Here is an 11,559-nt window from a genome sequence, read left to right as displayed (position 1 = left end):
GTGCTGGGGCCGGCAATTGCGGCGATCAGCCTTGGTCTGGTCGGTCCGCTCGCGATCGGCGAGCGGCTCGGCCGCAACGCGCGCTTTGCCTCGCTTGGCAACGGCGTCGCAGCGGCGGTGATGGGCACCGCGGGCTATCTCTTGTCGAGCCGCTCGGTGTTCCTGGTCACCTTCCTGCTCGCAATTCCGACCCTGATCGCACTCTCGCGCATCCGCGAGCAGGAGGTCGATATCAGGCGTTGTCACGGCGAGATGCCGCCTGAAGCCGCCGACCGTGCTGACACCAACATCTGGCACCTGATCCGGCAGCGTCCGCTCATCGTCTTCGCCCTCAGCGTGCTGCTGTTGCAGCTCGCGAACGCCGCCATGATGCCGCTGATGGCAAGCGCTGTAACGGCGCGGTCCAGCCAATGGGCAACGGTGCTCGTCGCATTTTGCATCGTCGTTCCGCAAGCGATCGTGGCGCTGCTGTCGCCGACGGTCGGCCGCAAGGCGCAGCTCTGGGGCCGGCGGCCGTTGCTTCTGATTGGATTCGGCGCGCTGATGATTCGCGGTCTGCTGTTTGCGACCGTGCGCGACCCGTACCTGCTGGTGGCAGTGCAGGTGTTCGATGGCATCACCGCGGCGGTGTTCGCGGTGATGATTCCGCTGATCGTGGCCGACGTCGCTTTCGGCAGCGGCCATTTCAACCTGGCGCAGGGCATCGTCGGCACCGCCACAGGCATCGGCGCGTCACTGAGCACGGTGCTCGGAGGTTATGTCAGCGACAAGTTCGGCAATGCGACCGCCTTTATCGGGCTGTCCGGCGTGGCTGCAATGGGGCTTTTGCTGATTCTCTTCGTGATGCCGGAGACGCGGCGCACGGCATGATCGCGGGCGAAAGAAAATGGCCGGCCGAAACGAGTTCGGCCGGCCAAGTGGGTAGGGAGGAGGAAGATCAGGCGTCGAGATGCTGCAGGCGCTGACGGTTGCGCAGCACGATCTGGCGGGCGCCGGAGAAACCGAGAATGCCCTGGGCGTGAAGCTGCGACAGTGCGCGCGACACGGTTTCGAGCGTGAGACCGAGATAGTCGCCGATGTCGCGGCGGCACATCGGCAGCGCCATCATGCCGGCAACGGCGAGGCGGCGGTCCATTTCGAGCAGGAAGGTGGCAACGCGCTCCATCGCGGTCTTGCGGCCCAGCAGCAGCATGTGGTCCTCGGCATGGCGCAGCTCGCCAGCGGTCATTGCCCAGAGCTTGCGGGCGACGTGCACATCGGTGCCTGCGGCCTTCTCGAGGCTCGCACGCTTCACGAGGCGGACGGTGGTGTCGATGATGGCTTCGGCAGCAAGGCGGTGGGCGGGACCGGATTCGAGGCCGAACACGTCGCCGGGAAGATGGAAGGCGCCGATCTGGCGGCGGCCGTCCGACAGGAGCTTGTAGCTGCTCACCGCGCCGGACACGACCTGGTAGACATATTCGGCCGGCTCATCCTCGCCATAGATCTCCTCGTCCTTGCGGTAGGAGAATTCCGTGGCGACGAGGCCGACATGGCCGGTGATGGCGCCGAACTGGTCGGTGACGGGATGGGCGGGGGCGATCTTGCCAACAATCTGTGTGTTGATCGCTTGAGTGTTGAGGGTCTGGGTGAGCATCTGCGCCATCTCCGTTGTGATGGAGCATTGCTACGCGGGATCGCGCAATCCGGAAATTTCGAGCGATATCTTAAGGACGATTACCTACGTAGAATCCCGTAGGTCAGGTGCGGGGACGGTCCTGGATGGCATGGCGGATGCACTTGACCAGGTTTTCGTCGAGAAGCGGCTTCAAAACCACTTCTTTGATGCCCGCCATCGCTGCCCGGGCCGAGATGTTCTCGTCGGGATAGCCCGTGATCAGGATCACAGGCGTCTCGCGGTCGGATTCGCGCAAGTGGCCGGCGAGCTCGATGCCGTTGATGCCTGGCATCTTGTAGTCGATGACGTAGCAGTCCGGTCCGGGCGCGCCGCTGACATTGAGCAGCGCCGTGCCGCTCCTGAAGGTTCGCACGACGAAGCCGTCGGTCTCCAGCAGGAACCGCAGGGATCCCAGGACGGCGGCGTCATCATCGACCACATAGACAGTGCAGAGCGCTGAGGACGACGGCCGCTCATGATGTGAACCGACCTCGATCATGCTGCTTAGGCTAGCACAGCGCCGGGACGCGGGATTGACCTGCCTCAATCGTTGAGCATGCCGGCACGCATCGCCAACCGGACCAGTTCCGAGAGGCTGCCAGCCTGCATCTTGGTCATGACATTGGCCCGGTAGACCTCGATGGTGCGCGGGCTGATATCGTATTCGCGGGCGATCAGCTTGTTGGACAGGCCCGCGATCAGCCCTTCCATGACCTGGCGCTCCCTGGGACTCAAGGACGCGACGCGGGCGGCGATGTCCTGCGAGACGGCCTCGCTCTTGGCGGCTGGCTCGGCCTCGCGGATCGCCGATTCGATCATGGTGGTGAGACGGTCGTCGTCAAACGGCTTTTCCAGGAAATCGACCGCCCCGAGCTTCATCGCCTCGACCGCAAGCGGCACGTCGCCGTGACCGGTCATGATCAAAATCGGGAACGCGCTTTGCTGCGCCTTCATCCGCTTCAGCAGCTCGATCCCGTCGAGGCCGGGCATACGCACGTCGGAGACGACGCAGCCGAAGCCGAGGCCGGGCAAGGCATCGAGAAAGGCTAGTGCGTCGTCGAACAGCGTGACGCCGAAGCCGGCGGAATCCAACAGGAAATTCAGCGAATCGCGCATCGCGGCGTCGTCGTCGATGACGTAGACATGTCCCTTGGTCGTCATGAATCAGCTTTCGTCGGTTGCCGGCAAGGTGAAGCGGAATGTCGCTCCGCCCGCCGCGTTGCTCTCGGCCCACATGCGGCCGCCGTGAGCCTCGATGATCGAGCGGCTGATGGAGAGCCCTACGCCCATGCCGGTGTCTTTGGTGGTGAAGAAGGTCTGGAACAGGTTTGGAATGACGTCGTCCCGGAAGCCCGAACCGGTGTCGGAGACCTCCACCTCGATCATGTCGTCAGCGACACGGGCGTTGGCGACCACGAGCTCGCGCCGCGATGACTGCGCCATTGCTTCGAGCGCGTTGCGAAACAGATTGACCAGCACCTGCTGGATCTGCACGCGGTCGGCAAGGACGAGATCGGCGTCAGGGTCGAGGCTGAAGCGGAGCTGCACGTTCTGCTCGCGCGCGCCGGCGAGCCCGAGCGCGCCGGCCTCCTCGATCAGCTTGGACAGGCTCTCGACCCGCTTCTCCGATTCGCCGCGGGAGACGAAGTCGCGCAGGCGCCGGATGATCTGGCCGGCGCGCAAGGCCTGCTCTGCCGCGCGATCCAACGCGCTTTCAACCTTCGGCATGTTGGGATCGCTGCTGCCGGCGAGGAGGCGCCGCGATCCCTTCATGTAATTGCTGATCGCGGCCAGCGGCTGGTTGAGCTCGTGGGCGAGCGCGGAGGCCATTTCGCCCATCGCGGTCAGCCGCGAGACGTGGACCAGCTCGGATTGCAATTCCTGGAGCCGGGCCTGGGTCTGCTGGTGCTCGGTCAGGTCGCGGACGAAGCCGGTGAAATAGGGCTCGCCGCCGGACTCCATCTCGCCGATCGACAGGTGCATCGGAAAAGTCGTGCCGTCGCGGCGTTTGCCGGTCACGATGCGGCCGATGCCGATGATGTGCGGATCGTTCGTGGAGCGGTAGCGGGCGATGTAACCGTCGTGGCGGGTGCGATCGGGCTCCGGCATCAGGATGCTGACGTTCTGGCCGATCGCCTCGTGCTCGGGCCAGCCGAACAGGCGCTCAGCAGCCGTGCTGAAGAGCTGCATGATGCCGTGGCCGTCGATGACGATCATGGCGTCGGGAATGGTGTGGAGGATGGAGCGGAGGTGACTCTCGCGCGTGCGCAGCGCCTCCTCGACCTGCTTTTCCTCGTCGATGTCCAGAAAGATGCCGCTGAGATGACGCGCGGCGCCGGCTTCGTCTCTAATGAGTCCAGCCCGGGCGCGGATCCATTGCCCGCTGCCGGAGGCATTCGCGACCTTGAACGACACGTCGAAGCTGCCGCCCCGCTCGGACACGCGCTTGATCGCGCTCTCGACTCGTTCTCGGTCCGCCTTTTGAAGCCGCGACAGAAAGAGGTCGTAGCTCGGCGGCTGATCCAGTTCGACGCCGAGCAGAGCCCTGGCGGTGTCGGACCAGTCCAATTCCCGTGTGGCGAGGTCGAGATCCCAGGTGCCGACGCCAAACCCTTCGATCCGAACGAGAAAACGTTCGCCCCGACCATCGTCCTGCGAGTGCGTTACGCGGGTCGGCGACAAAAGATGCTCCTCATCCTGATGCGGCGGCTCCGGACGCGATTACCGCTCTCCCAATGTCGCCTAAGGGCGGGCCGGAGGCAAGTTCTGTCCGCTCGCCGATTGACGGCAAGTCGGGCGCCGCGCCCTCCTTGATCTATCTCATCCCGATGTGCGGAGGCAGGCGTAAATTTCACCGAAGTCTTTGCACTGGAGAATTTCCGATGACATACGCGACGGTGATGGTCAGCCTGGCGCTCGACCAGTCCAACGAGGCACGTCTCCAGGTCGCGGGCGAGCTCGCCGAGCGCTTCGAGGCGGCCATCGTTGGGGTCGCCGCGGCCCAGTTCGCGCCGCCGCTCTATTTCACTGACGGGGCCGAGGCGCAAGCGCTGATCGACGAGGGCGAAGCTTCGGTCAAGCGGCGGCTGGCCGGCCTCGAGGCGCAATTCCGCGCCGCCATCAGGAATCGTGGCGGACATGCGGAGTGGCGCAGCGCCATGGACTTTCCGGCGCGATTCGTCCTGGCCCAGGCGCGCTGCGCCGACATCGTGGTCAGCGGCGGGCAGAGCCCGGCCTTCTCCGACGCGTTCGCGCTCGCAAGCCCCAAGGATCTGGTGATGCAGGCCGGCCGCCCGCTTCTCGTTGTCCCCGACCGGGCCAACTGGCTCGATCTGCGCAGCGTGCTGGTGGCGTGGAAGGACACGCCGGAGGCGCGGCGGGCGGTGTCCGATGCGCTGCCGATGCTGCGCAAGGCGAGGGACGTCACCATCGCCACAATTCCGGAGCGCGATGACGACCGCTCGGTCGTGATGGCCGGCATCACCGACGTTGCCGCCTGGCTCGCCCGCCACGGCGTAACCGCGACGGCGCGTATCTGCGAAGGCGCCCGGAACGAAACCGCCGCCGCGCAACTGGAGAAATTCGCGGGCGACGTTGATGCCGGCCTGATCGTAGCGGGCGCTTATGGTCATTCGAGATTTCGTGAACTGATCCTGGGCGGCGTCACCCAGTATCTGGTCACGCAGACTGCACGCAGCGTGCTGCTGTCGCATTGACGGCTGGCCGGAAATCAATCGAGGAGGACGCGCAGTGTACAGATTTCTTGAGCAGACCGTCGAGGGCTACATGACGCGCAACGTCAAGGCGGTGCAGCGCGACTGCGACTTGCTCGGGCTCAGCGAGATGTTCGAGACCGACGATTTCAACTCCTATCCGGTCGAGGACGACGGGCAGGTGGTCGGCATCGTCACCAAATTCGACATCCTGAAGTGCTTCGCCTTCACGCCGAGCCAGATGCTGCCCCGCTATCACGACCTGATGAGCCGCAAGGTCGGCGACGTCATGACGCCAGAATTCATCTATGTCAGTCCCGACACCCGCCTGACGCGCGTGCTCCAGATCATGGTCGAGCACCGCATCAGGAGCATCATCGTGCTCGACGGCGCGCAGAAGCTGGTCGGAATCATCGCCCGCGAGGACGTCATCGCGGCACTCAAGGCGACGGCAAGGGACTGACTTGTTCCTTTCTCCTCATGTTATGAGTCGTAGGGTGGGCAAAGCGCAGCGTGCCCACCACTTCTCCCCGCGGTGTTGGATGGATGGTGGGCACGGCGCAAGCGCGCCTTTGCCCACCCTACGATTCTGCGCTCGCGGAGCCATGCCCTCACCCGAGCCAGTTTGTATCTCCCGATGGCGCTGTCCTCTCCCGCAAGGGAGACATTAGCTGACGGTTCTGCGGAAATACGGGGCAATCCCGAAAGAATGAGTCGATCCAGAACTTAATTGCCGCCCTTGATTTCAATCAATTCCCCGCGAGGGTGAATGTGGTTTCTGGCCCTGTGTTCTTTCAGAGAGAATCCGCATGAGCCAGCCCTCCATTTCCAAATCCATGACCATCGGTGAAAGCGGCTTGGCTGTCGTGTTCGCAGTCACCGCCTTCCTCTGCGTGATCGCTTCGGCCAAGGCGCTCGATGCGCCCTTCGCCTTCCATGCCGCGCTCAGCGCGGCGGCAAGCCTGGCTGCGGTGTTCTGCATCGTCAACCGCTACTTCGAGCGCCCGGCGGCGCTGCCGCCGGCGGAGATCAACGGCCGTCCCAACTACAACATGGGGCCGATCAAGTTCTCCTCCTTCATGGCGATGTTCTGGGGCATCGCCGGCTTCCTCGTCGGCCTCATCATCGCCTCGCAGCTCGCCTGGCCTGCGCTGAACTTCGATCTGCCCTGGATCAGCTTCGGCCGCCTGCGTCCGCTGCACACCTCCGCGGTGATCTTCGCCTTCGGCGGCAACGTGCTGATCGCGACCTCCTTCTACGTGGTGCAGAAGTCCTGCCGCGCGCGCCTCGCCGGTGACCTCGCGCCCTGGTTCGTCGTCGTGGGCTACAATTTCTTCATTCTGGTCGCCGGCACGGGCTATCTGCTCGGCGTCACCCAGTCGAAGGAATATGCCGAGCCGGAATGGTATGCCGATCTGTGGCTGACCATCGTCTGGGTCGTCTATCTGCTCGTCTTCCTTGCCACCGTCATCAAGCGCAAGGAGCCGCACATCTTCGTCGCGAACTGGTTCTATCTCGCCTTCATCGTGACGATCGCGGTGCTGCATCTCGGCAATAATCCGGCGCTTCCCGTCTCGGTGTTCGGCTCGAAGTCCTACGTCGCCTGGGGCGGCATCCAGGACGCCATGTTCCAGTGGTGGTACGGCCACAACGCGGTCGGCTTCTTCCTGACCGCCGGCTTCCTCGCCATCATGTACTACTTCATCCCCAAGCGCGCCGAGCGGCCGATCTATTCCTACCGGCTGTCGATCATCCACTTCTGGGCGCTGATCTTCCTCTACATCTGGGCAGGTCCCCATCATCTGCACTACACGGCGCTGCCGGACTGGACACAGACGCTCGGCATGACCTTCTCGATCATGCTGTGGATGCCCTCCTGGGGCGGCATGATCAACGGCCTGATGACGCTGTCGGGGGCCTGGGACAAGCTGCGCACCGACCCCGTGCTGCGCATGCTCGTGGTCTCCGTCGCCTTCTACGGCATGTCGACCTTCGAAGGGCCGATGATGTCGATCAAGGTGGTCAACTCGCTCAGCCACTATACCGACTGGACCATCGGCCACGTGCACTCCGGCGCGCTCGGCTGGGTCGGCTTCGTCTCCTTCGGCGCGCTCTACTGCCTGGTGCCGTGGGCGTGGAATCGCAAGGGGCTCTACAGCCTGAAGCTCGTCAACTGGCACTTCTGGGTCGCGACCCTCGGCATCGTCCTCTACATCTCGGCGATGTGGGTGTCCGGCATCCTCCAGGGCCTGATGTGGCGCGCCTACACCTCGCTCGGCTTCCTCGAATATTCCTTCATCGAGACCGTCGAGGCGATGCATCCCTTCTACGTCATCCGCGCCGCAGGCGGCGGGCTGTTCCTGATCGGTGCGCTGATCATGGCCTATAATCTCTGGATGACCGTTCGCGTCGGCGAGCAGGAAGTCCAGATGCCCGTCGCTCTTCAGCCGGCGGAATGAGGAGCTAAAGCAATGTCGTTCTGGACACGCCACCAAGTCTTCGAAAAGAACTCGATCATCCTGATCGTCGGCATCCTGCTGGTGATCGCGATCGGCGGTCTCGTCGAGATCACTCCGCTGTTCTACCTCAAGAGCACGATCGAGAAGGTCGACGGAGTGAGGCCCTATACGCCGCTGGAGCTCGCGGGACGCAACGTCTATGTCCGCGAGGGCTGCTATCTCTGCCACTCGCAGATGGTCCGCCCCCTGCGCGACGAGGTCGAGCGCTACGGCCACTTCTCGCTTGCGGCCGAGAGCATGTATGATCACCCGTTCCAGTGGGGCTCCAAGCGCACCGGCCCGGACCTTGCCCGCGTCGGCGCCAAGTACTCCGACGACTGGCACGTCACCCATCTGACCAACCCGCGCGCGATCGTGCCGCAATCGGTGATGCCGGGCTATCCGTTCCTCAGCAAGACCGAGGTCGATCCGGACGCGATCGCCGGCGACATGCGCGCGCTCAGGATCGTCGGCGTACCCTATAGCGACGAGCAGATCGCCAATGCGGCCGCCGATATGAAGGCCCAGGCCGATCCGGAGAATGCCGGCACCGACGCCTTCAACAAGCGCTACGCCAAGGCCGTCGTGCGCAATTTCGACGGCAAGACCGGCACGCCGACCGAGATGGACGCGCTGATCGCGTACCTGCAGATGCTCGGCACGCTGGTCGACTTCAAGATCTACAACGAGAAAGCCAATCTTCGCTGAGAAGGCATGAACGATGAAAGCTATCCTGACAGTCCATAATCTAGCGTCCGAGCTCGTGACGACGATCTGGACGCCGGTGTTCGTCGCGATCTTTCTCGCGATCATCGCCTACGCTTTTTGGCCCCGTAACAAGGCTGTTTTCGATCAAGCAGCGCACCTGCCGTTGCGGGAGGAGTGAGAGACCATGACCGATCATAGCGAAGTCGATACCGTCACCGGAAAGTCCACGACCGGACATGAATGGGACGGCATCAAGGAGCTCAACACACCGCTGCCGCGGTGGTGGGTGATCTGCTTCTATCTCACCATCGTCTGGGCGGTCGCCTACTGGATCGTCTATCCGGCATGGCCGCTGATCTCCAGCAATACCACGGGCATGTTCGGCTACTCCTCGCGCGCCGACGTCGCGGTCGAGCTCGCCAACCTCGAGAAGATCCGCGGTGACAAGATGGTGGCGCTGGGCGCGGCCTCGCTCGCCGACATCGAGAAGGACCCGGCCCTGCTGGCGCTCGCTCGCGCCAAGGGCAAGACCGTGTTCGGCGACAATTGCGCGCCGTGCCACGGCTCTGGTGGCGCCGGCGCCAAGGGCTATCCGAACCTGAACGACGACGACTGGCTGTGGGGCGGCACGCTCGACCAGATCATGCAGACCATCCAGTTCGGCGCGCGTTCCGGTCATGCCAAGACCCATGAGGGCCAGATGCTCGCCTTCGGCAAGGACGGCGTGCTGAAGGGCGACGAGATCGTCACGGTCGCCAATTACGTGCGGTCGCTGGCTGGCCTTCCGACCCGCAACGGCTTCGATGCCGCCAAGGGTGAGAAGATCTTCGCGGAGAATTGCGTTGCCTGCCACGGCGACGGCGGCAAGGGCAACCCGGAGATGGGCGCTCCAAACCTGACCGACAAGATCTGGCTCTACGGCTCCGACGAAGCGGCTTTGATCGAGACCATCAGCCAAGGTCGTGCCGGCGTCATGCCAGCCTGGGAAGGGCGGCTTGATCCTGCCACCATCAAGGCGATGGCGGTCTACGTCCACTCGCTGGGCGGCGGAAAATAGCAGATCCCGCGGCTCAAAGGATTCTAGCGGGGGCGAACAAAAGCGCCCTCGTTTGAGCTGGATCAAACGGCGCGACGATGCCGGGTCTAGGTTTAATCGCACCTCTTCGAGAATTTCTAAGCGATGAACAAGACCGTGAACCCGAAAGACCTCACATCGGATGACCACAACGGGCCGCTCTACGCGGCTCAAAAAAAGGTCTATCCTCAGAGCGTCTCCGGCACGTTCCGCCGGATCAAATGGAGCCTGATGGCGGTCTGCCTCGGTGTCTATTATTTCCTCCCCTTCGTGCGCTGGAACCGCGGCCTCGGCGCCCCCAGCCAGGCGGTGTTGATCGATCTTCCCAACAGCCGCTTCTACTTCTTCTTCATCGAGCTGTGGCCGCAGGAGGTCTACTACTTCACCGGCCTGTTGATCGTGGCCGCGGTGGCGCTGTTCCTGATGAACTCGGTCGGCGGCCGCATCTGGTGCGGCTATCTCTGCCCACAGACGGTGTGGACCGACCTGTTCTATGCCGTCGAGCGTTTGGTCGAGGGTGACCGGCGCGAGCGGATGAAGAAGGACAAATCGTCCGATCCGCTGAAGCTCGAGCGGATCTCCGAGATCGTGCTCAAGCATTCGATCTGGCTCATGATCGCCTGGTGGACCGGCGGCGCCTGGGTGCTCTACTTCAACGATGCGCCGACCCTGGTGAAAGAGCTCGTCACCTTCCAGGGGCCGATGATCGCCTATATCTGGATCGGTATCCTCACCGCGACGACTTATCTGCTCGCCGGCTACATGCGCGAGCAGGTCTGCACCTATATGTGCCCCTGGCCGCGGATCCAGGCCGCGCTCACCGACGAATGGGCGCTCAACGTCACTTACCGCTACGACCGCGGCGAGAAGCGCACGTCGGTCAAAAAGGCCGCCGAGCTGCGCGCGCTCGGCGAGCAGGTTGGCGATTGCGTGGATTGCTACCAGTGCGTCGCGGTTTGCCCCACCGGCATCGACATCCGCAACGGACCGCAGATGGAATGCATCCAGTGCGGTCTCTGCATCGACGCCTGCGACAACGTGATGACGAAAATCGGCCGGCCGAAGCGCCTGATCGGCTACGACAACGACATCAACATTCAGCGCCGCCAGGAAGGCAAGGCGCCGATCTACCGCATCGTCCGGCCCCGCACCATCGTCTACAGCGCCATCATTGCGGCCATCGGCGGCTTCATGATCTACACGCTGGCGACGCGCAGCCTGCTCGACGTCAACGTCCTGCACGATCGCAATCCGGTCGCGGTCAAGCTCAGCGACGGCTCGATCCGCAACGCCTACACGGTGCGCCTGCTGAACAAGAGCGGCTACGACCGTGTCATCGCGATCGACGCGAACGGTCCGGCCAACGCGACCATTCACGTGATCGGCGTCGATTCAGTGACGCCGGACAGGCCGATGATCGTGATCCCGCGCGACTCCACCAGCGAGCTGCGGCTGCTCGTCACGGCGCCGGCCGAGAACAATACGGAGAAGTCGGTCCCCGTTCGCTTCCACGTCACCGATATCGGGCTCGGCGAGGTCGCTTCCGCCACCGATAATTTCGTCTCGCCTTAAGAAAAGTCTGGAGTGAGCCATGGCATCCGCCCCGAAGCCGCTGACCGGAACAAAAGTCTTCCTGATGCTGGTCGCTTTCTTCGGCCTCGTGATCGGCGTCAACGTCACCATGATGAAGCTCGCGATCGCGACGCTGCCCGGCACCGATGTGGACAGCCCCTATGCCGCCGGCCTGACCTACGACCGCGAGATCTCGGCGGCGCATGACCAGGCGCTGCGCAAATGGAAGGTCAACGCCCATATCGAGCGCCGCAACGACGGCGGCGCCGTGGTCCAGGTCGAAGCCCGCGATGCCGGCGGTCAGCCGATCGCCGGACTGAAATTCGGCGGACGGCT

General features: G+C 63.7%; 13 protein-coding genes. 9 read left to right on the top strand and 4 right to left on the bottom strand.

The genetic code is table 11. The features are described from left to right. Nucleotides 1-870, top strand: an 870-nt coding sequence (locus MOV75_RS12895) for an MFS transporter (protein WP_247005875.1), incomplete at its 5' end; no start/stop codon positions are given. A 67-nt stretch (nt 871-937) separates the two neighbouring features. Here MOV75_RS12895 and MOV75_RS12890 read toward each other — a convergent pair. The 4 genes from MOV75_RS12890 to fixL form a co-directional block, all read right to left on the bottom strand. Then, entirely contained in the window at nt 938-1,636 is a 699-nt protein-coding gene (locus MOV75_RS12890) for a helix-turn-helix domain-containing protein (protein ID WP_246916849.1), read from the bottom strand. A gap of 103 nt (nt 1,637-1,739) precedes the next feature. Beyond that, entirely contained in the window at nt 1,740-2,156 is a 417-nt protein-coding gene (locus MOV75_RS12885; RefSeq protein ID WP_246916847.1) for a response regulator transcription factor, read from the bottom strand. 44 nt (nt 2,157-2,200) lie between these two features. Then, nucleotides 2,201-2,818 carry a response regulator FixJ gene (fixJ, locus tag MOV75_RS12880; RefSeq protein ID WP_246916843.1) on the bottom strand — a complete coding sequence of 206 codons (618 nt, stop codon included), beginning with the start codon at nt 2,816-2,818 and terminating at the stop codon, nt 2,201-2,203. A gap of 3 nt (nt 2,819-2,821) precedes the next feature. Then, a complete protein-coding gene (gene fixL / locus MOV75_RS12875) occupies nt 2,822-4,339 on the bottom strand; it encodes a sensor protein FixL (RefSeq protein ID WP_246916842.1) in 1,518 nt (505 codons plus the stop codon). A 200-nt stretch (nt 4,340-4,539) separates the two neighbouring features. On the opposite strand from fixL, the gene MOV75_RS12870 reads away from it, so the two are divergent. The 8 genes from MOV75_RS12870 to MOV75_RS12835 form a co-directional block, all read left to right on the top strand. Continuing rightward, nucleotides 4,540-5,373 (top strand): universal stress protein, encoded by an 834-nt coding sequence (locus MOV75_RS12870; RefSeq protein ID WP_246916839.1) that lies wholly within the window; start codon nt 4,540-4,542, stop codon nt 5,371-5,373. Between the two features lie 34 nt (nt 5,374-5,407). Next, complete coding sequence (locus MOV75_RS12865) at nt 5,408-5,833, top strand: HPP family protein (RefSeq protein ID WP_246916836.1); 426 nt, start codon at nt 5,408-5,410, stop codon at nt 5,831-5,833. A gap of 346 nt (nt 5,834-6,179) precedes the next feature. Beyond that, nucleotides 6,180-7,829: a cytochrome-c oxidase, cbb3-type subunit I gene (ccoN, locus tag MOV75_RS12860; protein ID WP_246916833.1), complete on the top strand. Its 1,650-nt coding sequence runs from the start codon at nt 6,180-6,182 to the stop codon at nt 7,827-7,829. A gap of 12 nt (nt 7,830-7,841) precedes the next feature. Then, the gene (ccoO, locus tag MOV75_RS12855; RefSeq protein ID WP_246916830.1) at nt 7,842-8,576 is read left to right on the top strand and encodes a cytochrome-c oxidase, cbb3-type subunit II; all 735 of its coding nucleotides are present in this window, start codon (nt 7,842-7,844) and stop codon (nt 8,574-8,576) included. 13 nt (nt 8,577-8,589) lie between these two features. Next, nucleotides 8,590-8,754, top strand: a complete 165-nt coding sequence (locus MOV75_RS12850; protein ID WP_246916827.1) for a cbb3-type cytochrome c oxidase subunit 3 — start codon at nt 8,590-8,592, stop codon at nt 8,752-8,754. 6 nt (nt 8,755-8,760) lie between these two features. Continuing rightward, the gene (ccoP, locus tag MOV75_RS12845) at nt 8,761-9,633 is read left to right on the top strand and encodes a cytochrome-c oxidase, cbb3-type subunit III (RefSeq protein WP_246916824.1); all 873 of its coding nucleotides are present in this window, start codon (nt 8,761-8,763) and stop codon (nt 9,631-9,633) included. A gap of 123 nt (nt 9,634-9,756) precedes the next feature. Further along, entirely contained in the window at nt 9,757-11,223 is a 1,467-nt protein-coding gene (ccoG, locus tag MOV75_RS12840; protein ID WP_246916821.1) for a cytochrome c oxidase accessory protein CcoG, read from the top strand. Between the two features lie 19 nt (nt 11,224-11,242). Next, a partial coding sequence (locus MOV75_RS12835) for a FixH family protein (protein WP_247005873.1) occupies nt 11,243-11,559 on the top strand: 317 nt, incomplete at its 3' end.

Source organism: Bradyrhizobium sp. PRIMUS42 (assembly GCF_023006515.1).
In the GTDB taxonomy this organism is placed as follows: domain Bacteria; phylum Pseudomonadota; class Alphaproteobacteria; order Rhizobiales; family Xanthobacteraceae; genus Bradyrhizobium.
The sequence above is the reverse complement of the archived record's forward strand: the minus strand, read 5'-3'. Positions and strand labels throughout refer to the sequence as shown.